The organism is Actinomyces sp. 594 (genome assembly GCF_019325145.1).
GTDB lineage: Bacteria > Actinomycetota > Actinomycetes > Actinomycetales > Actinomycetaceae > Actinomyces.
On sequence record NZ_PIZC01000067.1, the window covers coordinates 118,853 to 141,921 of the forward strand.

Consider the following 23,069-nt stretch of genomic DNA (forward strand, 5'->3'; position numbering starts at 1 on the left):
ACGCCGCCTAAATGAGTTCGAGTTCAGCTTGAGGTTGAGGAGGGCCGCCCGGGCCTGCGACGCGCAGGGCGAGATCATGCGGATTCCGGGCACTGGACCCCGTCTACACTGTGACCCGTTACACATCAATTTTCACACTAGTCACAGGCGCACCGCGTGTCGCGAGATCAGAGGGGAGCCGTGTCTCCTGGAACCACATCATCCAGCGCCTGGCGCCACTGTCGCAGGCGACGCTGGAGCGCCTCCTCCCCCAGGTCGATGCCGCGCAGGCGCAGTAGCGCTCCGGTGGCGAAGATCGGCACCGAGAGCGCGCGGGCCAGCACCAAGGCGTCACTGGGGGCGCATGCCACCGCCGTCGACGAGGAGGGGGTGTCCGCTTCCAGCACGGCGACGGCGCAGATCCCCCCATCGGCGTCGACGTCTAGCACCACCCGCAGGACGGCCGACCCGAAGGCGTCCACGCATGCGGACAAGAACGGGGCCCAGCTGGGGCCGCGCGACCACTCCGGAGCACTGAGCAGCAGGCCGTCGCGTGCGCCGACGGGGATGGCAAGCATGCCCGGTCCCCCGTTCTCCACGAGAACGGCGACCAGCCCGGTGTCTGGGACCGTCGAACGGACTCCCATCAGCGTCATGGCCCGCACGCCCTCTAATCTATGCGGCAGGCGCCGGTACTGTCCCGGGAACAGCGCTGCAAGTGCGTTTTGCGATCTGAGTCGCACACGCCTAACCAGGCACTCAGCGCAGTGTCGCGACGGCGTTGCGCAGCAGGCTGGCGTGCAGGTCCGCGACCACCCCGGCCAGCTCGGCGGCCGCGTCCTCCCCCGCCGTGGTCGACCGGTTGCGCTTGTGCTGGGTGGCCAGCTCGATGGCGTCGGCCTCACGCTCAGCGGCGCTACGCACGGCGCGCAGATTGCGCAACGGGATGCCCAGCCGACTGGCTTTGAGCGCGAGTGCGATGGTAGTCAAAGCGCGCGAGTCGAAATGACCATGCGCATCCGGCGTGATCACTCCAATGGCTACGAGCTCCTCCACCTGCTCTAGCGAGGCGCCGGAGTGGTGAACCAGGTCGGCGGCGTCAAAAGCGCCACCAACAGCGTGCCCTCCCGAAGCGACCACCCTGGCCACCGGGGCCGGCGGGGGCGCCTGCTCGCTGCTGTCCAGTTCCGCCAGGCGCTCACGGATCACCGAAAGCGGCAGGTACTCGTCGCGCTGAGCAGTCAGGGTGTAGCGCAGCCGCTCCACGTCGGCGGTTGAATAGCGCCGGTAGCCGTTGCCTACCCGGTGCGGGTGGATGAGCCCCTCCGCCTCCAGGTAGCGGACCTTGGACACCGATAAGGCGGGGAACTCGCCGCGCAGATGCGCGACAACCTCACCGATCTTCATCGCTGGTTCCCGGGACACTCCCCGAGGCCAGGGGTCGGGCTGCTGACCGCCCGCGGTGTTTTCCGCGGCTGCGCGGCGGGCGGCGGCGCCGGTCACTGTGCAGCCCGCTGGGGTGCGGGGTGATAAGTCATTCTGTACTTACCGATCTGGACCTCGTCACCCGCGCGCAGTGCGGCATGCTCCACCCGCTGCCTATTGACGTAGGTGCCGTTGAGAGAGCCCTGGTCACGCACTGCGAAGCCCCCGGAGGGCAGGGCGGTGAACACCGCGTGCTTGCGGGAGACGGTGACGTCGTCGAGGAAGATGTCGGCGCGAGGGTGCCGACCCACCGTCGTCTCGGCAGTCTCGGCCGAGTCGAGCAGGAAGCGGGCTCCCGTGGTCGGCCCCTGCTGCACCAGCAGCAAAGCGGTACCGGGTGGCAGGGCCGCGATGGCGGCGCGATCCTGCGGTGAGACGGCCACGGCGGGCAGCTCGGGCTCCAGCGGGGCGCCGACGGCCCCGAAGGCCTGGGTCGAGGTGGGATCCGGTTCCATCGGCGTACTCGACATCTGTTCCCCTCCGGTCGGGCGGTGCCGTATGCACCGCTGTGGCTACACCATACCGTTGCACCATTGCCCGGTCGCAATGCGTGGCGCATGAACGCGCGGGCGAACCGCGGGCGCCTGCACCCGGCCCGTGGGCTCCGTAGGGGCGCAGGGGGTCCAGGATCCGCCCGCGCCCCTACGAGTCAGTTCCACTTCTGCTCGGCGCGGCCGGGTTCCGCCCACAGTACGTGGTAGACCCCCTCGGGATCATCAACCCTGTGGTACGTGTGAGAGCCGAAGAAGTCGCGCTGCCCCTGGATGAGCGCTGCGGGCAGGCGCTCGGACCGCAACTGGTCCACATATGCCAGTGAGGCCGCGAAGGCCGGTGCAGGTACCCCCGCCAGGGCGGCAGCGGAGACCACCTGACGCCAGGCCGGCAGGGCGCCGCGCAGCGCGTCCGTGAAGGTGGGCGCGGTCAGCAGACTGGGCAGTTGCGGCTCAGCCTCGTAGGCGCGGGTGATGTCATCCAGGAAGCGGGCGCGGATGATGCAGCCGCCCCGCCAGATGCGAGCCATGGCACCCAGGTCCACATTCCAATCGTGCTGGGCGGAGGCGGTGGCGATCTCGTCGAAGCCCTGGGCGTAGGCGGCGATCTTGGAGCCGTACAGGGCCTGCCGCACGGCGTCGACGAAGGCATCTCGCTCGGGCCCCGCGGCCAGACCCGGCGCGTTGGTTCCCGCGTTCAATCCGGCAGCCTGCACGACCGCCCGCTGCGCGGACGCTGAGGAGGCGGCCCGCGCGAAGGTTGCCTCGGCGATGGCGGGCACGGCCACACCCAGCTCCAGCGCCGTCTGGGTGGTCCACGCACCGGTGCCCTTCTGCCCGGCGGCGTCCACGATCACGTCGACGAAGGGCGCACCGGTGGCCGGGTCGACCCGGTCCAGGACCTCCGCCGTGATGTCGATCAAATAGGAGTCCAGCTCGGAACGCTTCCATGCGCGGAACACCTCCGCGATCTCGGGCACGCTCATGCCGGCCACGCGGCGCAGCAGATCGTAGGCCTCGGCGATCAGCTGCATGTCCGCATACTCAATGCCGTTGTGGACCATCTTCACGAAGTGGCCGGCACCGCCGGGGCCCACGTGGGTGCAGCAGGGCACGCCGTCGACCTGGGCGGCGATGGACTCCAGCAGCGGGCCGAGCCGCTCGTAGGAGGCGGCAGTTCCACCAGGCATGATCGAGGGGCCTAGCAGAGCTCCTTCCTCCCCGCCGGACACGCCCATGCCCACGAAGTGAATGCCCTGTTCGCGCAGGGAGGCCTCGCGGCGCTCGGTGTCGCGGAAGAAGGTGTTGCCGGCGTCCACGATGATGTCTCCCGGCTCCAGCAGCTCGCGCAGCTGTTCGATGACGGCCTCGGTTCCGGCGCCGGCCTGCACCATGATGATGACCGCGCGCGGACGGCGCAGGGAGGCGACGAATGCGGCCGGGTCGGCCGCGGGCACGAAGTCCCCCTCGCCCCCGTGGGAGTCGATGAGGCGCTCGGTACGCGCCGCCGTGCGGTTGTACACGGCCACAGAGTGCCCGTGGCGGGCGAGGTTGCGCGCGAGGTTGGCACCCATCACCCCCAACCCGTACACACCGATGTCGGCGGATGCTGGCTGCGGGGCGAACTGGCTGGCTGAGGTCATCTATGGCCCTTCCCGCCCGGCACGAGGACGGGCTGGCTGTTGCTGCGGGTGGCGTCGGGACGGCGTGCGGCAGCGCACCGTTGATGGCGCCGACACTACCGCCACTGGCGGCCGCCTGCGGACACTGCGCGGGTCAACCGCCTAGAGTGGGACGGCGATGCCGCACCATCCACCTGGCCCGGGGCCCGCTCCGGCACCGGCACCGCCCCACGACGGACGACAGGAAGGTCCTCATACAACCGTGGATGCCTCCGACAACCCGACCCTCAACCCGCTCGGGGCGAGTTCGCCCCTGGCGGCCGGCGCGGCCGGACCGCAGGACAACCCGCTGCTGGATCCACGCGACCTGCGCCTGCCGCGCATCGCCGACCCGTGCGTGCTGGTCATGTTCGGCATTACCGGCGATCTGGCCCGCCGCAAGCTACTGCCGGCCATCTACGACCTGGCCAACCGCGGCCTGCTGTCCCCCAGCTTCTCGCTGGTGGGACTGGGACGGCGCAGCTGGTCCGCCGACGACATGCGCGCCTACGTCGCCGACGCGGTCCGAGCCGGCGCCCGCACCCCCTGGCGGCAGGCGATCTGGGATCAGCTGGCGGCAGGCATGCGCTTCGTCGAGCTGGCCTCCTTCGATGACGCCGCAGCCTACGACCGTCTCACCCGCACCGTTGCCGACCTGGACGCGACCCGGGGCACCGGCGGCAACCGCGCCTTCTACCTCTCGGTTCCCCCGGCCTGGTTCTCCGCGGTCACCGAGCGCGTGGCCGCCTCCGGGCTGGTGGACGAGGTACCGGGCTCCTGGCGGCGAGTCATCATCGAGAAGCCCTTCGGTCACAACCGCGCCAGCGCACAGGAGCTGGACGCCGTCGTGTCCCGGATCGTGCGCCCCGACGACGTCTTCCGCGTCGACCACTACCTGGGCAAGGAGACGGTGCAGAACATCCTGGCACTGCGCTTCGCCAACACCATGTTCGAGCCGCTGTGGAACCAGCGGTACGTGGACCACGTACAGATCACCATGGCGGAGGACATCGGCATCGGTACCCGCGCCGGCTACTACGACACGATCGGCTCGGCACGCGACGTCATCCAGAACCACCTGCTGCAGCTGCTGGCCCTGACCGCCATGGAGGAGCCCATCAGCATGCGCGCACCCGCCATCCGCTCCGAGAAGGAGAAGGTGCTGGCCGCCGTGAGGCTGGAGCGGGCCGGCGTCCTCGACCTGGACGCAACCACGGCTCGCGGACGCTATGAAGCCGGCTTCCAGGGCGGCGTACCCGTGCGCGGGTACCTGGAGGAGGACGGCGTCACCGACGACTCCCGCACCGAGACCTTCGCCGCGGTGCGGCTGGAGATCGCCAACCGGCGCTGGGCGGGCGTGCCCTTCTACCTGCGCACCGGAAAGCGCCTGGCCCGCCGGGTGACGGAGGTGGCGGTGGTTTTCAAGCGGCCTCCCTTCCTGCCCTTCACCGACGCGGCCACGGCCGGGCTGGGCGCCAACACGATCGTGCTGCGCATCCAGCCCGACGAGGGCATCACCATGCGCATGGCCTCGAAGGTTCCCGGCACCCAGATGGAGCTGCGCGACGTAACCATGAACTTCGGCTACGGCGCCTCCTTCAACGAGGAGTCACCCGAGGCCTACGAGCGGCTCATTCTGGATGCGCTGCTCGGCGACGCCCCGCTGTTCCCGCAGCAGCGCGAGGTGGACCTGTCCTGGCGGATCCTGGACCCGGTGATCGAGCACTGGGCCGGGAATGGGGAGCCGGAGGGCTACCGTCCCGGCTCCTGGGGGCCGCCCTCGGCCCATGACCTGCTCGCCCGCGACGGCCGCGCTTGGAGGCGCTCATGATCATCAACCTCACCGAGACCACAACCGACGAGATCGTCTCCACGCTCCTGTCCGAGGGCGTAAGCAGCGGCTCACGCGTCCTGACACTGGTGATCGACACCGACCGCGACGGTCTGGAGGAGGCCCTGGTGGCCGCCCACGGGGCCAGCCTGGACCATCCCTGCCGCGTGGTCGCGGTCGTGTCCCCGCAGTCCGGTGGCCGTGACGACGCCGATGAGGCCCGGCGCCACAATGGGCGCGGTCCCGGCGGCGCGGTCGGCCATCTGGACGCCGAGATCCGGCTCGGGCACGACGCCGGCGCCGGCGAGACGCTGGTGCTGTATCCGGAGGGTGAGGCGGCACGCCACGCCGACACCCTGGTGGTGCCCTTCCTCCTGCCCGACGTCCCCGTGGTGACCTGGTGGCCGGATACGCTGCCTGTGCGCCCGGCCACGAGCCCGCTCGGGGCGCTGGCCACCACCCGCATTACCAATACCCCCTCCCAGCCGGACCCGTCTGCGGCGCTCGCAGCCCTGGCCCCGGAGTACACGCGCGGCGACATTGACCTGGCCTGGACACGTATCACCCTGTGGCGCGGCATGGTCGCCTCGACCCTGGACTCGGTGCTGTGCGCCGGGTCGGTCCGGGGAGTCGTCGTGGCCGGGGAGCCGCGCAACTCCTCGGTCTCCCTCATGATCCGCTGGCTGCGGCTGCGCCTGGGGGTCGAGGTGGAGCGGGTCGATGCCCCGGAGATCCCCGGCATCGCCACCATCACGGTACGCACGGACTCCGGCGAGCTGGTGATCACCCGCAAGGACTACGAGCGCGTGGTGATCACGCGCCCCGGTGCCCAGCGCCCACAGGTCGTGACCATGGCCCGCCGCGAGCCGGTGGCCACCATGAGCGAGGAGCTGCGCCGCCTGAGCCCCGACCTGGTATACGAGGAGGTCCTGGCGACCTTCGCCGAGGACCACGCCGCAATCACCACCACGCACGAAGGAAGCCGCTGATGACCACCATCGATGCCGCCGCCGTCAATGCGGCCGCGGACGCCCGCCCCCGCCCGTCCGTCGTCGTCCACGACTCCATGGCTAAGGCGGCTGCTGCCGCCGCCGCGCAGACCGCGCAGCTGCTTTCCGACGCCGTAGCCGAACGGGGCGTCGGCCACCTGGTCCTGACCGGCGGGTCGGGCGGTGAGGCGCTCGCCGCCGCGCTGCCCACCGCGCTGGCAGCCGCCGGCCTGACACCCGCGCACGGCCTGGATCGCCTGCACCTGTGGGAGGGCGATGAGCGCTTCGTGCCGGCCGGCCACGCGGACCGCAACGACCTGCAGGTGACGGCGCTGGTGGCCGCCGGAATCCCGGAGGCGAATGTGCACCGGCTGCCTGGCCCCGAGCAGGTGGACTGCGTCGACGCGGCGGCAGAGGCGCTGGCCGAGGCACTGCGGGAGCACGGCCCTGCCGGCGGGCGCTTCGACGTCGTCCACGTGGGCCTGGGGCCGGATGCGCACGTGTGCTCACTGTTCCCGGGGCACTCGGAAGCCCCCACCACCGGCGCGGACGTGATCGCGGTGCACGACTCCCCCAAGCCGCCGCCCGAGCGCGTGTCCTTCACCTTCGACGTACTGCACCGGGCGCGCCAGGTAATGGTGGTCGCCGGAGGAGCAGGCAAAGTGGAGGCAGTCACCAAGGGCCTGGCCCGCCCCGACGTCGCCGCCGCCCCGGCCTCCTGCGCCCGCGGCGAGGGCACGGTCTGGCACCTGGATCGCGCGGCCGCCGCCGGTGTCCCCGCCTGATCCGCGGATCGTGCGCATGGACGCCCACCGGCAACCACAGGCCAGGTCCGCGGCGTATCCCAGCGTCCGGCTGGGGACAGGGATGGTCCTCCCCTGGTCACCGGCACAGTCGTCAAGTACCGTGTTTGTATGAGAATTCAACCAATTGGCTCGTCCGACCTGACCGCCTCCAATATCATCCTCGGCCTGATGCGCATCAAGGATCTCAGCGACGCCGAGATCCGCACCCTGGTGGGAACGGCCCGCGACGCCGGTATCACCATGTTCGACCACGCCGATATCTACGGCCGCGACCACGCCTGCGAGGAGCGCTTCGGCTCGGCCCTGAACTGGTCGGCCGCCGAGCGCGAGCAGGTGGTGCTGCAGACCAAGTGTGGTATCCGCTGGGGGTGGTTCGACTTCTCCACCGAGCACATCCTCCAGTCCGTTGACGCCTCCCTCAAGGCGCTGCACACCGACTACCTGGACGTGCTGCTGCTGCACCGTCCCGATGCGCTGGTCGAGCCCGAGGAGGTCGCCGCCGCCTTCGACTCGCTCGCCGCCTCCGGGAAGGTGCGGCACTTCGGCGTCTCCAACCACACGCGCGGCCAGCTGGAGCTGCTGCGCGCCACGGTGGACCAGCCGCTGCTCGTCAACCAGCTGCAGCTGTCCCTGACGCACGCGGACATGATTGCCGAGGGTGTGGCCCTGAACATGCGCCACGACCAGTCGGTGGTGCGCACCGACGGCATCCTCGACTACTGCCGCCTTACCAGCACCACCGTTCAGGCCTGGTCCCCCTTCCAGTCCGGTGACGGCTCCGGCCCGTTCCTGGGCAACCGGGAGCGCTACGCCGAGCTCAACGACGTCGTGGACCGCCTGGCCGCCGAGTACGGCGTGGCCCCGGAGGCGATTGCCACCGCCTGGATCACCCGCCACCCTGCCCGTATTCAGGTGGTGCTGGGCACCACCCGGCCGGACCGGGTCCAGGCCGCGGCCGCCGGCTCCGAGCTGGAGCTGACACGCGAGCAGTGGTACGAGGTCTTCCGCTCGGCCGGGTACATCGTTCCCTGAGCCGCCACCCGGGCGCGAACACGCATGTTGACGCCGTTCCGCCTGGCTGCTGGAGCACTGGCCGCCGCCCTCGCCCTGGCACCGTGCGGGGCGGCGTCGGCCGCGGATACGGCCGATGCGCCCGGCCCGGCCGGCACGGCCGAGGTGCTCTGGGACGAGCGGGATATGTTGGTGCTCTCCGCGGCCTCTGCACTGGCGGCCCTGGAGGAGCTGCCGGAGGACGCACCCGCCACTGTCTCCTGGGGTGAGGGCGGCTCGCGCACCGGCTGGTTCGGCCGCGCCTGGACCGACGTCGACGGGGACGGCTGCGACACCCGCAATGAGATCCTGGCCCGGGACCTGGACGACGTGGACTTCTCCCGCCAAGAAGGCGTCCAGGGCCGCGATGCCGGACGCGGACAGGGCGCCGCGGTCTGCCCGGATGCGACTGTCTGGTCCGGCACCCTGCGCGACCCCTACACCGGTTCCGTGATTGCCTTTCAGCGCGGCCAGGACACTTCCGATGCGGTGCAGATCGACCACGTGATCCCGCTGAACTACCTGTACGCGCACGGGGCCTGGCAGTGGGACGAGCGCAAGCGCCTGCTGGTTGCCAACGACCCGCTGAACCTGCTGGCGGTGGACGGTGCCGCAAATCAGGACAAGTCCAATTGCGGGCCGGCCACCTGCCCGGCCGGCTCCACCGAGACGGGCACCTGGAGCACCGCCACCGAGCCCGGCTGGTGGCCGCCGGATACCACGTATCGCTGCGAGTACGCCCAGCGCTTCGTAAGCGTGGCCGCCGTTTACGGGCTCGGCCTGCCCGACGCCGATGCCCAGGCGCTGCGCCAGACCCTCACGGACTGCGCGGCCGGCGGAGACGGCGTCGTCTCGGTGCCCGAGCGCGTTCGCGGTGTTGGTGCCCGGGTGGGGCAAACGGTGCTGTCCGACCGCGTCTACGCGCTGGTGTGCGCCGTCGGCGCACTGCTTATTGGGCTCGGGCTGGTGGCCCGCGGCCGGGCCGCCCTGCACGTCGTGGGTGACCGCCGTCCGCGCCGGCACCGCCCCCATTCTCACCGAGGTCGGTAGACGTTACGTGCCGAGGTCGGTATAAGTGGCACCGGGGTTCGCCACCTGAACTGATCATCTAGGATCAGTCACGTGGCGAATACGCAAGCGGGCCGAGCGGCAGGAAGCGAGGACCGGAGCGCTCCAGACGCCAACGCTCCGGCGTCGGCGCGCGTTGACGTGTGGCTGTGGAGCGTGCGGCAGGTCAAGTCCCGCTCCGCCGCGACCGCGGCATGCCGCGCCGGCCACGTACGCATCAACGGCGAGACCGCCAAGCCCTCCCAGCACGTGAAGGTGGGCGACGAGATCCGCTACCGGGTGCAGGGATTCGACCGGCTGTTGCGCGTGCAGCGCATCCTGGTCAAGCGGGTGGGCGCTCCGGTCGCCCGCACCGCCTACACCGACTTCTCTCCCCCGCGGCCCACACCCCTGGACGCCCCGGCTGCGATTGTGCGGGACCGCGGCGCCGGTCGGCCTACCAAGAAGGAGCGCCGCCAGCTGGAGGCGCTGCGCGCCACACGGAACTCCGCAGTCGACATTGAGCATCTGCTTGATCAGGACAGATGAAGGCCACCCGCCCACGCTCCGCCCGCGCCGCCCTGGGCGCAGCTGCCATGCGGGACTTGCGCGGCGAGGTGGTCGCCGCATTGGGTGACGCGCCGGCTGCGAGCGGCCCGACACCCGCAGTCCGGCAGCCGCCCTCAGCCCAGGCGCTCGAGCAGGGCGTCGACGGTGCGTAGCACGCCACCCTCCGTATTTGCCGGCGCGGTCCAGTGCGCGACGGCCTGAATACCGGGATGGGCGTTGGCCATGGCGAAGGACAGCTCGGCATGTTCGTACATGTCCAGGTCGTTGAGATAGTCGCCGAAGACCGCCGTCTGCGCCGGCGTGATGCCCAGGCGCGTCTGCAGGGCTGCCAGGGCCCGGCCCTTGGAGGCGGTAGGCGGCATGAGGTCGGTCCAGTGCACCCCGGAGACGACGGCCTGCACATCCGGCACGGCCGCCTTCAGTGCCTGCGAGCTGCCGGCCTCGACGTCGCCGAAGTCGTAGACGGCCACCTTCAGCGTCCGGTTAAGCGGCACCGCGAGTAGGTCGTCGACGACCTCCAGCTCCCGGTAGTAGCGGGAGACCTCCTCCACGAAGGGCGGGTCCTGCCGGTCGATGTAGGCGCATTCCACTCCTGCCATGACGGCGCCTACGTTGTAGCCGTCGATGCCCAGATCGCGGGTAGTGGAGATGGCGGCGACCGTGTCGTTCACGGATATCGTCTCGCAGTGGATGACCTCGTCGTCCTGGACCACCAGGGTGCCGTTCTCGGCGATGATCGGCGAGTGCGCGATCGGCTCGCCCAGCACTGTGCGCAGATTGGCGAGCTGGCGCCCGGAGGCGGGGGTGAACAGGACTCCCTGTGCGCGCAGCCGTGCCACCGTATCGGCGAATCCCGCCGGTAGCAGGCCGTCGCCGTCGAGCAGGGTGCCGTCCATATCAGAGACGACCAGTCTCAAGTCGACGGGGGCGGGCGGCAGCGGGGACGGTCCGGCGGCGTAGCCGGGTGCGTTAGTTGGCTTCACGGTGCCGATTGTTACAGACCGACGGACTTTGTTGAACTTGCGAGGGCAGACGAACCGGGCGCCTAGGCATGCTCGGCGGGCTCACGCTCCAGACCGGGGTGCCACGGTGCGGGCACGGGCTCCAGCAGGCCGGCTGCCGCCGCGTCGGTGAAGTCGGCCAGGCTCACGCTCCGCAGCGCCGGGTCCTCGTAAGTCGAGTAGTAGTAGGTGCCTGTGCGCGCGGAGAAGCAGCCGGTGTACAGCGTGCGCTCGTAGGCGCCGTCGGCCATGAGCGCGGCCCCGTCCACCATGGAGACGTTACCCAGGGTGTGGAACATCCGGGAGACATTTTCCGCCTCATTGTCCTTGACCGGGTAATGTGCGTTCAGGAATGCCGCCTTGGCGAACCTCGACGGCGAGTAATAGTCACCGGGAATGCCGCGCATGCCGGCGCCGGACCCGAAGGGCACGAGCTCGGCGTCGCGCCAGTGGGCGGCGTTGGGCAGGGAACCGTCGGCTGTGATGAAGGTGCGCAGGTTTTCCAAGTGCCAGTCGAAAGCGGGCTGGTTGGCCAGGGTGTCGACCGGGTTGTGGTGAATGTGCATGCCGTCCTTCATGTATTCCACCACGATGCTGCGCGTGCCGTCCCCGATTATCCAGTGCAGCAGGGAGACGCCGAGGCCATCACCGACCGGCTTGGCCACGAGCGCGGTATTTGTCAGCGCCGCCTCCGCCTCGTCGACGCTGGTGAAGTTAGCGGCGATCCACAGCGGGAACTCGTAGGCGGCCACATTGGTCTTGCCGACCACCGGTCCGTCCTGGTAGCAGGCGTAGCCGGGGAAGTTCAGCCCGGCGACGGCCAGGCCGGCTTCGTTGCCGCAGTCGAAGTACAGCGGAGAGTCCTCAAGGACGATGCCCATACCGATTACCGCGTGCGCGGCCGGAGCGCCATCACCGAACGCCGAGCGGATCATAAGGCCCCGCGGCACGACGACGATGCGCTCGCCGAAGGACGTGCTCCAGTCCAGATTGCGCCCGAAGTACATATTGCCTTCGCTGTCCGTGAACCTGATCGCCGTACACATAGCAGCCTCTTTCCGTGTGCGAGCGTTGACAAAGTATTGACTGAACGGCGTCGGCCGGGCGCCTGGAAAAAATATAGTACGCCGCTCTAGTAAATGTGCGAGATGTCGCCAACTCGATACGGCAGGCACCTTGTCTGGGAAAATAATGAAGTTGGGCTGCGGTTTTCCGGGGTACAGTTACAGTTAAACAACTACGCCTTGCGCTGCTGTCAGATCGCTGCTTACCAGGTACGCCGGGAACACGCTTGAGCACGGAGCGTGGCCCACGAGCAGATTGATGCGGTGTTGAACGATTCGGCCTACACCGGCCGACGCTACTGTATTCACTGCGGTTCGACCTGAGTTCGGCCTCCAATTCGGCGATCCGTGCGCGAACCAGTCAGCCGGCCGCGATGATCGCCGCCGACTGACTGGTCAGGCTACCTAGGTTGCCGCCCGCGTCGTTCCCGTCGTCTTGTCACTCAGCCTCGAAGCCCTGGGAGTCGAACTTCAGGGTCCGGGCGTTCTCGCTGATGGTGCGTACGTCGGACTCATGGAATCCACCGGGCTTGGTGGCCTCAATGTCGATGGTGATCTTCAGTTGCGCACCTGTTCCGGCGAGGCGGTCGATCACCTCGCGGGTGACCGTTCCGATGTCACGCCCGTACCGCTGCGGATCGACGGTGACGTATCCGAAGAACCGGGTCGGCCTCGCCTCCGTGTCCGGCTCACCGGTGCCGGACGAGCCGCCGGCCTTCCCGCCGCCCATGCGGTGGCGCGAGTCAGACGTGTCGCCGCGCTCGGCTCGACTCTGCCCTGATTCGGTAGAGGTCGGCTCCGAACCCGGCCTAGTTGTTGCCGACGACGCAACTGCGGCCCGGTCGGCGTCGAGCTGTAGCTGCGCCTTGGCCGCATCAACCAGCAGCGTGGAGTCGGTGACCTCGATGCGGGCATCGGCCTGGGGCGGGATGATCAGCCCCCGGTACCTTCCGTTCTCCGTGTCCTTGCCGGAGGCGACGGCAAAGCGCTCGTCCCCGACGAGGACGGCGTCAACACAGCGGCGGATGCAGTCGTCCAGCACGCTGCGGCGGACCAGCCGCGGCAGGTACGGGTAGCGGGTCAGGTAGCCCCACAGTTCCCCCACGCTCAGTTCGCCATCCCGCTCCCACACTTCCTTTAGTTCGCTGTGGAGCATGACACCGAGGAAGGACGCACCGAGTTCGGTGACGAGCTGCTCCTCCCGGCGGAGCTTCACGCCGACGCGCTCGGCCAGCGAGCCACTGCCGGAATCGGGAATCCTGGTGACCTCGACTTCGAAGGGGGCGGTGGCGACGGGCTGGTAGGGATAGAGCGCCCACTGGTAGGTTCCGCGCAGACGGTCCTCAACGGTCTGATTCAGCCGCGTCAGCTCCTCGCTGACCTGCTGGTTCTGCTGGGCCGAAAGGTTCAGCGACTCAGTGTTCGCCTGCACCTGCCTCCAGCCCAGGTAGCTACGGGTGGCGGCCTCCAGGGAGGCGAGCTCAGCGGCGTCGGCCAGCAGGAACACCAGGGCGTTTCGGTGCGTGCGCTGGGCAGCGCCCCTGGCCTCGATGGCCTCATGCACCCAGCGGTGCGACGGCGAGTCGGGGCCGTCCTGCTTGCTGCGGGCGTGGCGTGGGTGAACGACGACGAGCCGGGTCTCCTCCAAGTCGGGGATCTCCGCGCTGGAGGCGGGTGCCAGGTGCACCCGGTCGAAGACGCCGCGGGCACGGTCCTGGCCGGCCAGGCGCCGGACGATCTCGTTCCACACTAGTTCCTCGTCCTCGCGCAGCCGCTCGGCGTAGTCGTTGGCGGTCTTGGTCAAGGACGGGCTGGTGTCGAACCAGTAGTGCCCCTGATCCTGGTAGAAGTAGGTGGAGCGCTGGGCCAGCGCCTCCACGGCGCTGCCGAAATTGCCCAGCACGTCTCCGGGCACGGCTGTGCCTAGCCATACGTACGGCTTGTCGATCCCCTTGTGGGCCGAGCCGGTCCGCGGTGCCGCCCCGAGGAACACGGTGCGGGCGACGCGCCGAGTGATGAAGCGCGAGCCCAGGCTCGTGCGCTCATTGTCGATCGCCTGGGCGGTGGAGGCCGGGCCGTCAATGTCCGAGTCGATCACCGGCTTCCAACGATCCTCCAGGTACCGGGTGAGGTCGGTGTTGACGGTGGTCGCACTCAGGGGCACGTTGCCGGGCAGGATCAGTGACGAGGCGTCCTGCGAGGCCCACAGTTCATGAACCACGGAGGAGACGAGTTTGAGCACGCCGCGGGTGCGCTGGAAGCGCTCCAGGGTGGACCAGTCCTCGTACAGCCGGTCCAGTAGCTCGGGGTGCAGCGGGTAAGAGGCGCGGATGCGCTTGTCGTAGTCGTCGTCTGGTCCGGACGCCTCCCGAGGAAACAGGGCGGGCGCACTGCGGTAGACGTTCACGAACGCACGGGCCGTGGTCCGGATGGCCTGGTGGCCCTCGGCGTCGGGCTCCTGGAACAGGCGGCGCCGCACGATCTCGAAGGACTCGTCCCGGCTGGAGGGGCGCCACTGGTCGGCCACCCGACGGATCACGTTCTGCAGCCGTTGCAGGGCGAGGTGCCCGTTCTCGCCACCGATCTCAATGTCGCTGCCGCGCCCGTCCGGGCCGGAGTCCGACGCCGGGATGGAGACCACCAGCATGGTGCCCGGTATGGAGCGCACCACCTCGGTCAGTGACTGGGCGAAGGTGAACTGGGTGTCGAAGGCGCCCGCCGGGAGCTCTTTGTCGGTGAGCAACTGGCGGGCGTAGGCCACCCACTCGTCGATGAGTATCAGCGCGGGCGTGTAGCGGCGCAGGAGTGTCGCCAGGGAGTCGCCGGGGTTGGTGCCGGTGCGGTCGGCGTCGGCGATGATGTCGTAGGCCTCGCGGCCACCGAGCTGCCAGGCGAGCTCGCCCCACAGGGTGCGCACCTGCGTGCCGTCGTCCTTTACCTGCGGGGAGCCCGCCTGCAGGTAGGTGCCCACCAGGGCGACGCGGTGAACCTTGAGCCCAGCCGGATCGGGGTTGCCCGCGTCCGCCAGCAGGTCCTGCAGGTCCTGTGGGAGCTTCTGGGCGCTGGTATCGCCGAACAGGTGGTAGAGGGCGAGCATGGAGTGGGTCTTGCCGCCGCCGAAGTTCGTCTGCAGGTTGATGACGGGGCTGGCGCCGGCGTCGCCGCCGAGCCGGCGCACCGCCCGGGTCAGCAGGTCGCGCAGACCCTCGGTGAGGTAGGTGCGGGAGAAGAACTCCACCGGGTCCGCGTACTCGCTGCCGACGGCCTGCCCGGTGGCCACCTGGTGCAGGTCGGCGGCGAACTCGGAGGCGGTGAACTTGCCGCTGGCTACGTCCGGGTGGGGGCGGATGACCTCGCGCCAGGGCCGCAGGCCGTTGCCGCTCACCGTGGTCTTGGTGACGCGCTTGACCTGCTGGCGGGTCTGAGCCTCGTACACGGTGCGCTGCAGGGTGGCGTGCATCTTGTGGACGTCGGCGGCGGAGTCGACGGCGTCCACGGCCCGCAGCAGCCGCTCGGTGGTGTCCAGTGCTCGCAGGGCGTCCTCGGAGCTGAACTTCTCGCCGTGCGCCCACTGGTTGCGGGTCTCGCGCAGTTCGGAGGCGAAGCTCTGCTGGGCGCGGGAGAGCGCATTCCTGAACTCGTAGCCGTGCTCGTTGATGGCGCGCAGCAGCACCATCGGGTCGTCCTTGGAGATGGTGCGGGCGGGCCGCCCGTGTTTGGCTGCGTCGCGGGCCGCCCAGGCGGTGGGCCAGTCGGCGGTGCCGAAGACCTGGGCCATGACCGGATCGACGGTGTCGATGAGTCCCTCGGCGAGCAGTTCGAAGGCACGGCCGACGTATTCCCGGTTGCTGAGTGCCATGTCAGTCCTCTCCGTTCATGTTGAAGCCGTCCTGTATGGCGGCGGGGGCGCTGGCGAAGCGGCGGGCCTTGCCTGTGATGTCGGCCCAGGCGGTTACCAGGCCGTTGAACAGGAGGGCGCCCTCGGTGTGATGCTGTTTCTCGGCCTCGTGGAAGAGGAGGAAGCCGAGTTCCCTGATGGAGTCCGGGCTGATGCGCCGCTGCGCCTGCGCGAGCAGCTGGGCGGTCCGTTCCACGCCTTCCTTGCCCATGACTGCGGCCAGGCGCACGGTGGCCTCCCAGATGCTGATGCGGTCGTCGGCCTCGGGGTTCCACTGCCCGTCCAGCTCTGAGGGCGTCAGCAGGCGGGCCTTGCCTCCGCGCGCCTGGAAGATGCCGCCGCGTTCGAGGGCGCCCAGGGAGGTGTCGCAGCTGCGGGCCAGCTGGTCGGCCAGGCCGGCGCTGCCCTGCTCCCACCCGTACTGGCGGTACCAGCGGGTGGCGAAGCGCGTGTCCGGGTCGGTATCCGCCTCCTGCTCGCCGAGTACCTCGTCGAGGGTGGCGTTGATGAGGGTGAGGGCGTCGCCGACGGTCATATTCGTGCCGTCGGCCTCGCGCACGCGGGTGTAGCGGGAGAACACGGAGATGCCGGGGCCGATGGTGGCCTGGGCCAGGTCCACCGGGGCGACGGCGCCCTGCATGAGGGTGCGCAGGGCGCCCGGCAGCTCCGTCTTGAGCTGGGCCGTCAGGGCGCGGCGGGTGGTGGCTGGGGCGTCCGCGGGGCGGGGTCGGCAGGCCAGCACAATGGAGGAGGCCAGGGCATTGGTGCCAATACTCAGCATTCGCCCACCACGTTCGCTGCGCATGGGCCAGGTGGCGGTGATCTCCCAGCCCGCATCGATGAGGCCCGCCAACAGCGTGTGCCAGCCGGTGGAGGTGTTGCCACCCGCGGCGACGTCCTGCTGCTTGTAGGCGTAGTAGACGGTCATGGGTACGGCCGGGTTGGCGCCCTGGCGGATGCGGGCGAAGACCGCGTTGAAGCCCTCGACGAAGAACTTGGCGGCGCCCTCCTTGCCGTCGTGCCGGTAGGGGTTGGCCACTAGCTCCTCGGCCTTGGGGGTGAGCATGGTACCGACCACCTCGGGGTGGATATCGTGCAGACAGCGGCGCAGCCAGACGTAGAAGAAGTCGGACAGGTCGGAGTAGCCGATATTGTCGTAGTAGGGCGGATCGGTGGAGACGACCAAGCCGTTGTAGGCCCGTTCCGTGGCGCTAATCTGCCGCACGTATCCGTGATCGCATGCTGGTGCACGAGATAGAGCTTCAGACACCCACTCAACTTGCCCTAGAAAATTACCGGATGACGAGGAGAACGGATTAACCTCAGCATAGTCCCAAACCATTGGGATCGCCTGCCGGGCAAACACATTTCTGACCTTTTCCCCAATTGATTGCCAACTCGACAACGATGATAAGCGATCGGTCTGCCGACTCACTGCAAGTGCCAGGTAGGTGGCCACCGCATCGGCGTAGGCCTGCGCGCCGGTGCCGCCGTCCCTGAGTCGCTCCCCCGGAGGCATTCCTGCCGAAAGGGCGTCGGCGAGCACGCGCTCGCGCGCCTCCCCCACCAGGTCACTCAGTGTGGTCAGTGCCACCAACTGCCGGTTCGTGAACAGGTTAGAGAACTTGGTCAGTCCGTATGCCGGCGGTGAGAACCATCTTGGGTTCGTCGCAATATCGCCATCAGCATCAAGGACTGGCCTGGTCACATCAGATGCGGCTATCTGCTCATCGGACGGGGACAGGTACAGTCTCCCGCGTTCCCCTGCTGCTACCACCGCGATCAGGTGTGAACCGATTCTGCCCTCGCGGCCCTCTTGGCGAATGTAGTCGTAGTTGAAGGGTGTTCCGTCACCGACAGCCTTCGCACCCTTGCCGTGCTTGATGGTCCACGCCTGATCCCCCCGCGGCCCATTGGCGTTATGTATGACCTCGTAGTGGACTTGCCCGTCGCGGACGGTGGCCTTGACCCAGGCCTCGTGGCCCTTCTTCTTGCTCAGCCACCAGGAGTTGACCAGTGGCGTTTCGATGGGGTTGGCGGGGTTGGGGCTGCGTACCGTGCGCGCCCACTTCCAGGCGATCACGGTGTATTCGTTGCCGTCGGGTCCGGTCGCCTTGGGGTAGAGATGGCCTATGCGGCTTTGTGCCTCGTCGCGCAGCCACTGCCCGTAGTGGCGGACGTCCTCGGCCAGGCCCTCGGCCCGCTGGTAGAAGTTCTGCTCGGCCCCGCCCGGGTGTGCCGGCTCCCGGCCGGAAAAGCGCGGCGGGATCTCCACCAGCGCCTTGTTTATGACTACGGAGAGCGGATTAAGATCGCTCGCATGCGCTTCAAGGCCGAGACGCTGAGCCTCTAAAGGAATAGACCCCCCCCGCGAATGGGTCGACCACAGCGGGAAGCTCACCATTGTTGCTCTTGCGAATCTCGGCCCGGGCCTGGCGCAGCAGCGTCTCATCGTTGCTGTTCTCCCACACCACCAGTCGGCGCATAAGCTCGTGCAGGCGGGTGCGCTCGGCGTCCTGCTCGGCTAGGGTGGGGAACTGCTCCGGGTGGGAGGCGGGATCGTCCACCAGCTGGGCGAAGAGTACTGCCCGCGCCGTGGCCAGCGGCTTGCGTGACCAGTACAGGTGCAGGGTGGAGGGATGCCCGTGGCGGATCGACTTCTCACGCACCGAGGCCTCGTTAATGGCCTCCAGGGGCAGGGAGGTCTCGATGAGCTTCTTGGCGGGCTGAGGAACGGTCACTTCATGGCTTTCTTGCTAGTTATCGTGGAATAGCGGGAACGAGGTGCACGCGCTTCAGCGGGGCGGACCTCCCCGGCTCCAGTGATCGTTCCAGCCCTCATTATAGGAATGGGTGGTGGCCGAGGGCTCCAGGTGGGAGAAGGCGCCCAAGACGTAACGTACCCGATCGTATGCCGGCCCCCGCGGATCTACCGCCACCAAAGCCAGGCGGTGACGATCTGCCTGCGTGCGGGCGAAGGCGACCTCGTTCGCGGTGATGGTGAAGGTATCGGCCCCCGCTATGCGTCCCTTGACCTCCAGGTAGTACACGGCGCCGGTGGGATCGGTGGTGCGGATGTCATAGCCGGGGTTGTTGTGCGGCATCTCCTCCGGTGTGCGTCCCAGAGCCCGCTCGGCGGCCAGCACGGCGTCCACGGCCCGACGCTCAACCTCCTGGGTGTGGCGCGCGAAGCGGGCCTGCGCCTCCGCAACCGCTTCCGCATGAGCCAGCAGGCCGGTCAGCACCCGGCTCGGAACCACCAGCGCCATACCTCGTATAACCGCCGGGGCGGGCACCAACTCAGTGGCGTCGTCGAGCTCGCGCATGCGGCGCTCCAGGCGCGCCTCCAGGCTCTCGACACGCTCCAGGGCGGTCTGCGCCCGCAACCGCCCAATATTGCCCTGCCGTTCCTGGGCCTCCAACTGGTTGTACTGGTTGTCCCAGTAGTTGATCTCCACCAGGAGGCGCTGGCGCACCTGGGCGCGGGTACGGTCGGTCTCCGCGCCTATCCGGGCCTTGATCTCCTCCAGGCGTGGCACGAGGCCCTCCCGGTACGCCCAGGCGCGCACATCCCGCTCATGCGAGTGGCGCAGCCAGTCGGCGTCAAGCAGGTGGGCAATAGCCTCATGCTCCTCGGGGCGGGGCCGGTCGTAATCGAGGTAGGCGGGGGTTGGTGTGACCGTGAAGGTGCCGTCCTCCCCGAGTGCGGGGTAGTCGAAGTGGTGCGAGACGGTACGTCCGTCTGCACCGGTAATGCGCTGCTCCACCGTGTGCAGCAGCGCCGCGGCGTCTGCCTGCTTATCGCGCCGGTCGATGAAGACCGCACCGCGTCGCAGGGACGGCTCCAGGTCGGCGATGGTCGCCTCGATCACGGCGCTGAGCAGTGGATGCCCGGGAGCGAGCAGGGCAGCCGGAGGCAGGCCCTCGGGGTGCAGGCGTTCCAGCTCGAAGGTGACACGCTCGTAGGCGCCCGGTAGCGGCTCCAGCCGGTTGGCGCGGCGGGCAAGATCCAGCAGGCGCGGGGGTACGCGGCCGATCTTGTACCGGCCGGACTCCCGGCGGCTCATGCGCCCTCCCAGGCGTCGGAAGGCGGGAATGAAGAACGCGGCGATGTAGCCGGGCTGGAGGCGGCGCTCACGCGCCCGCTCCATACGGCGGCGCACCCCCTCCAGGTCTAGGGCGGAGAACATATCCGGGTGCAGGGCACGCTCCTGCAGTACCTCACCGAGCCCGGCGGATACACCGGTGTCGATCACCCGGTCCAGTTCCGCCTTGACCTCCGGCCGGTCCCCGTAGCGGATGGCCTCGATGAGCAGCTCGCGCAGGGACCGCTCCTCGAAGGCGCCGGAGTCGCCGAGCACATTGAACAGGTTGCCGTTGTAGGCACGCGACATCTGGCCGATCTTCTCCAGCAGCCGGGTGAACACCTCGCCCTCGCGGGTGCCGGAGGCCACCATGTTCCACAGGTGGCAGACCTCCCGCTGACCGATGCGGTGGATCCGACCGAAGCGCTGCTCGATCCGGTTCGGGTTCCATGGCAGGTCATAGTTGACCATGAGATGCGCGCGCTGCAGGTTGAGGCCCTCCCCCGCCGCATCGGTGGCCAGCAGCACCACGGCGTCAGGATTGTGCGTGAACTCCTCGCGGGCGGCCTTGCGGTCCTCCCGGCTGGTGCCGCCGTGGATGGTGACGACGGCGTCGGCCCGTCCGAGTTGAGCGGCGATCCGGCGCTCAAGGTAGCTGAGGGTGTCCCGGTGCTCGGTGAAGATGATCAGCTTGCGTGGCGGTCCAGCGCGGTTGGCGAGCAGCTGCTCGTCGAGAATGGTGCGCAGCTGCGCCCACTTGCGATCCTCGTCGGACTCGCGCACTCGCCTGGCCACCGCGATGAGGTCGTCCAGGATGGTGATCTCGGCGCGCAGCTCGCTGACCGTTTGGGCTGCCGTCGCCAGGTCTGCGACCTCGTCCACCTGCGCCTCGAAGCGGGCGCGCTCAAGCCAGGGAACCTCCTCGTCGAGTTCATCGAAGGACTCCAGATCGAAACCGACCGGCAAATCGAGGTCGAACGGTAGTTCCCGGTCAGCGGCCTCCCAGGCGGGCGGCGCGCCGTCGCCAGTAGCAGCGGAGTACCGCCCGCGCTGCACCTCCAACAGGCGGCGCTCCAGGCGGTCGCGGCGCCGCTCAAGGGAACGCGCAATCGCCTCGGGGCTGGAGGCCAGGCGCCGCTGCAGTACCGTGAGCGCGAAGCCGACGTTGTTTCCTCGCCGCCCCTGGCCGGCCTGTATCAGCCGCTCGGCCCGTCCCATCTCGGTGCGTACGTATTCGGTCACCTGCTCGTACAGGTCCTGCTCGGCGGGGCTGAGCCGGTAGGTGACGGTGTAGGCGTGCCGCTCCGGGAACAGTGGCTTGCCGTCGAAGGTGAGTAGGTCCTCCTTGACCATGCGGCGCATGAGTCCGTGGGTGTCGGTGCGGTGCACGCCGCTGCGGAACTGCCCCTCGAAGCGGTCGCGGTCCAGCAGCGACATGAACAGCTGGAAGTCCTCCTCCTTGCCGGCGTGCGGGGTGGCCGTCATCAGCAGCAGGTTGTGCGCCCTTTCCGAGAGCACCCGTCCCAGGCGAAAGCGACGGGTCTCGGTCACGTCGCCCGACCAGTTGGAGTAGTGGGCGCTCATGCGGTGGGCCTCGTCTACCACCGCAACGTCCCAGCCCACCTCGCCGATCTGCTCCATGAGGTCGTCGTCACGGGAGATCTGGTCCATGCGCACGATCAGGTAGGGGTGCTCGGCGAAGACGTTGCGCCCCTGGGCGTCATCGCACATCTGGCGAGTGAAGACCTTGAATTGAAGATCGAATTTGCTGGAGAGTTCGTCGTGCCACTGCTCCACCAGTCCCCCGGGTGCGACGACGATCGCCCTCTCGCAGTCGGAACGCAGGATAAGTTCCTTCAGGTACAGGCCCGCCATGATGGTCTTGCCCGCTCCGGGATCATCGGCGAGCAGGAAGCGCAGGGGCACACGCGGCAGCATCTCCTCGTACACGGCCCGAATCTGGTGGGGCAGCGGGTCCACGTCGGAACCGTTGACGGCCGCCATCGGGTCATACAGGGCGGCGTACTTAATGCGCTGCGCCTCCGCGGCCAGGCGGAACTCATCCGGATCGGCATCGAAGGGCGGGGTGGTATCCGCATCACCAACTAGCTCGAATACGGCCACGTCGGCCTCGGTGACCATGCGGGCACCGCTACTACCGGCGTCGTCATGGTAGAACAGCTCGGACATCCCGGTGTCGATCGGGTCCACGCCCACCAGCCTCACCGTACGGCCGGGCAACAGCCCGCGCAGCCGCTGACCCGGCCGCAGCCCTGCGAGGGTTACCGCGGCCCGGGTCGATTCCCCGGCCGTAGCCTTGGCTGTCTCGTCCACGACACGTCCTTTCGTGTTCAACGCAACGGGCCAGCATACGTCCCGCCCCCGACACGTAGGCTCAAGCCGCATCGGACCTGGGCAGCTCACGCCCGGCCACCAGCTCCGCCACGCGGAAAACCTCGTCCAGGTCCGGGACTTCGCCGAGGTAGGTCAGCCGGTAGAGGAAGGTGCCGACCAGCATGTCCACGCTGGTAACCGGGTCCGGACCGTTCCACAGCCCGGCCTCCGCGGCGCGGGCGACGGCGTCGATCGCCCCGTCTCGCAGGGGTGCGATCACGCGCTCCCGGTAGGCGGCCGCTGCCCGGGGATGCCCGGCGAGTTCCACACCCAGGCCGGGCAGCGCCGTCGTCAGGGGCGGGCGCATGAGTAGTCGCCAGGTGTGGACGATGAGGCGAGAGAAGTCCTCCAGCGGGTCGTCCCCCGCCGGGAAGTCGCGGGGTCCCAGGGCGGCATCGACGGCGTCGACGGCCAACTCGGGCAGGGATCGCCAGCGCCGGTAGATCGTGGATTTGGGGACACCGGCGCGTGTGGCCACCTGGTCGATGCGCAGGCCGTGCAGGCCCACCTCGGCCAACAGGGTGAAGGTCTCTTGCAGGATGCGTTCGTCCAGCGCGGTGTCACGTGGCCGTCCGCCGCGGCCCGCGTCTGTACGCCGGGCGGTGCCGGCCCGCAGGCCCGTCTCATCCGTGCCGTCTGGTCTGTCCGCCACGGCCTCCTCCTCATCCTGTCGCCGGATCACACGTGATTCTTCCATCGGGCATCCAATTCCGCTACC

At 68.9% G+C, this 23,069-nt stretch carries 17 protein-coding genes; 6 read left to right on the forward strand and 11 right to left on the reverse strand.

The window, feature by feature from the left end; all coding sequences use genetic code 11:
* Positions 1–167: 167 nt before the first annotated feature.
* From GZ998_RS12275 to gndA, 4 genes are all read right to left on the reverse strand, one after another.
* Positions 168–635: a DUF151 domain-containing protein gene (locus GZ998_RS12275; RefSeq protein ID WP_219110012.1), complete on the reverse strand. Its 468-nt coding sequence runs from the start codon at positions 633–635 to the stop codon at positions 168–170.
* 103 nt (positions 636–738) lie between these two features.
* Complete coding sequence (locus GZ998_RS12280) at positions 739–1,386, reverse strand: MerR family transcriptional regulator (RefSeq protein ID WP_219110014.1); 648 nt, start codon at positions 1,384–1,386, stop codon at positions 739–741.
* A gap of 92 nt (positions 1,387–1,478) precedes the next feature.
* Entirely contained in the window at positions 1,479–1,934 is a 456-nt protein-coding gene (locus tag GZ998_RS12285) for an FHA domain-containing protein (RefSeq protein ID WP_161924020.1), read from the reverse strand.
* Between the two features lie 179 nt (positions 1,935–2,113).
* Positions 2,114–3,598 carry an NADP-dependent phosphogluconate dehydrogenase gene (gndA, locus tag GZ998_RS12290; protein ID WP_219110016.1) on the reverse strand — a complete coding sequence of 495 codons (1,485 nt, stop codon included), beginning with the start codon at positions 3,596–3,598 and terminating at the stop codon, positions 2,114–2,116.
* A gap of 328 nt (positions 3,599–3,926) precedes the next feature.
* On the opposite strand from gndA, the gene zwf reads away from it, so the two are divergent.
* The 6 genes from zwf to GZ998_RS12320 all read left to right on the forward strand — a co-directional run bounded on the left by zwf (position 3,927) and on the right by GZ998_RS12320 (position 9,888).
* Positions 3,927–5,447 (forward strand): glucose-6-phosphate dehydrogenase, encoded by a 1,521-nt coding sequence (zwf, locus tag GZ998_RS12295; protein WP_306823065.1) that lies wholly within the window; start codon positions 3,927–3,929, stop codon positions 5,445–5,447.
* Complete coding sequence (locus GZ998_RS12300) at positions 5,444–6,436, forward strand: glucose-6-phosphate dehydrogenase assembly protein OpcA (protein WP_219110018.1); 993 nt, start codon at positions 5,444–5,446, stop codon at positions 6,434–6,436. The genes zwf and GZ998_RS12300 overlap by 4 nt, the downstream gene beginning before the upstream one ends.
* Positions 6,436–7,221 (forward strand): 6-phosphogluconolactonase, encoded by a 786-nt coding sequence (pgl, locus tag GZ998_RS12305; RefSeq protein ID WP_219110021.1) that lies wholly within the window; start codon positions 6,436–6,438, stop codon positions 7,219–7,221. The genes GZ998_RS12300 and pgl overlap by 1 nt, the downstream gene beginning before the upstream one ends.
* Positions 7,222–7,350: 129 nt before the next feature.
* Complete coding sequence (locus tag GZ998_RS12310; RefSeq protein ID WP_161924015.1) at positions 7,351–8,274, forward strand: aldo/keto reductase family oxidoreductase; 924 nt, start codon at positions 7,351–7,353, stop codon at positions 8,272–8,274.
* A 24-nt stretch (positions 8,275–8,298) separates the two neighbouring features.
* Complete coding sequence (locus GZ998_RS12315; protein ID WP_219110023.1) at positions 8,299–9,342, forward strand: HNH endonuclease family protein; 1,044 nt, start codon at positions 8,299–8,301, stop codon at positions 9,340–9,342.
* Between the two features lie 72 nt (positions 9,343–9,414).
* On the forward strand, positions 9,415–9,888 hold the full coding sequence (locus tag GZ998_RS12320; RefSeq protein WP_161924013.1) for an RNA-binding S4 domain-containing protein: 474 nt from the start codon (positions 9,415–9,417) through the stop codon (positions 9,886–9,888).
* Positions 9,889–10,022: 134 nt separating this feature from the next.
* Here GZ998_RS12320 and GZ998_RS12325 read toward each other — a convergent pair whose 3' ends face one another.
* The 7 genes from GZ998_RS12325 to GZ998_RS12355 form a co-directional block, all read right to left on the reverse strand.
* Entirely contained in the window at positions 10,023–10,892 is an 870-nt protein-coding gene (locus GZ998_RS12325; RefSeq protein WP_308807256.1) for a Cof-type HAD-IIB family hydrolase, read from the reverse strand.
* A 62-nt stretch (positions 10,893–10,954) separates the two neighbouring features.
* A complete protein-coding gene (gene bsh / locus GZ998_RS12330; RefSeq protein ID WP_219110027.1) occupies positions 10,955–11,956 on the reverse strand; it encodes a choloylglycine hydrolase in 1,002 nt (333 codons plus the stop codon).
* Positions 11,957–12,413: 457 nt separating this feature from the next.
* Positions 12,414–15,833 carry a DUF499 domain-containing protein gene (locus GZ998_RS12335; protein ID WP_219110028.1) on the reverse strand — a complete coding sequence of 1,140 codons (3,420 nt, stop codon included), beginning with the start codon at positions 15,831–15,833 and terminating at the stop codon, positions 12,414–12,416.
* A gap of 1 nt (position 15,834) precedes the next feature.
* Positions 15,835–18,147, reverse strand: a complete 2,313-nt coding sequence (locus tag GZ998_RS12340; protein WP_219110030.1) for a DUF1156 domain-containing protein — start codon at positions 18,145–18,147, stop codon at positions 15,835–15,837.
* Positions 18,148–18,199: 52 nt separating this feature from the next.
* Positions 18,200–18,613, reverse strand: coding sequence for a DUF1156 domain-containing protein (locus tag GZ998_RS12345; RefSeq protein WP_203233856.1), 414 nt, complete (start codon positions 18,611–18,613; stop codon positions 18,200–18,202).
* A 54-nt stretch (positions 18,614–18,667) separates the two neighbouring features.
* Positions 18,668–22,291 carry a helicase-related protein gene (locus GZ998_RS12350; RefSeq protein WP_308807257.1) on the reverse strand — a complete coding sequence of 1,208 codons (3,624 nt, stop codon included), beginning with the start codon at positions 22,289–22,291 and terminating at the stop codon, positions 18,668–18,670.
* 61 nt (positions 22,292–22,352) lie between these two features.
* Positions 22,353–23,048, reverse strand: a complete 696-nt coding sequence (locus GZ998_RS12355) for a TetR/AcrR family transcriptional regulator (protein WP_219110033.1) — start codon at positions 23,046–23,048, stop codon at positions 22,353–22,355.
* Positions 23,049–23,069 lie beyond the last annotated feature (21 nt).

What these genes read in the sequence shown, in the direction of transcription:
- GZ998_RS12275 (WP_219110012.1), bottom strand. Translation starts at nt 635, where the DNA reads ATGACGCTGATGGGAGTCCGTTCGACGGTCCCAGACACCGGGCTGGTC.
- GZ998_RS12280 (WP_219110014.1), bottom strand. Translation starts at nt 1,386, where the DNA reads ATGAAGATCGGTGAGGTTGTCGCGCATCTGCGCGGCGAGTTCCCCGCC.
- GZ998_RS12285 (WP_161924020.1), bottom strand. Translation starts at nt 1,934, where the DNA reads ATGTCGAGTACGCCGATGGAACCGGATCCCACCTCGACCCAGGCCTTC.
- gndA (WP_219110016.1), bottom strand. Translation starts at nt 3,598, where the DNA reads ATGACCTCAGCCAGCCAGTTCGCCCCGCAGCCAGCATCCGCCGACATC.
- GZ998_RS12300 (WP_219110018.1), top strand. Translation starts at nt 5,444, where the DNA reads ATGATCATCAACCTCACCGAGACCACAACCGACGAGATCGTCTCCACG.
- pgl (WP_219110021.1), top strand. Translation starts at nt 6,436, where the DNA reads ATGACCACCATCGATGCCGCCGCCGTCAATGCGGCCGCGGACGCCCGC.
- GZ998_RS12310 (WP_161924015.1), top strand. Translation starts at nt 7,351, where the DNA reads ATGAGAATTCAACCAATTGGCTCGTCCGACCTGACCGCCTCCAATATC.
- GZ998_RS12315 (WP_219110023.1), top strand. Translation starts at nt 8,299, where the DNA reads ATGTTGACGCCGTTCCGCCTGGCTGCTGGAGCACTGGCCGCCGCCCTC.
- bsh (WP_219110027.1), bottom strand. Translation starts at nt 11,956, where the DNA reads ATGTGTACGGCGATCAGGTTCACGGACAGCGAAGGCAATATGTACTTC.
- GZ998_RS12335 (WP_219110028.1), bottom strand. Translation starts at nt 15,833, where the DNA reads ATGGCACTCAGCAACCGGGAATACGTCGGCCGTGCCTTCGAACTGCTC.
- GZ998_RS12355 (WP_219110033.1), bottom strand. Translation starts at nt 23,048, where the DNA reads ATGGAAGAATCACGTGTGATCCGGCGACAGGATGAGGAGGAGGCCGTG.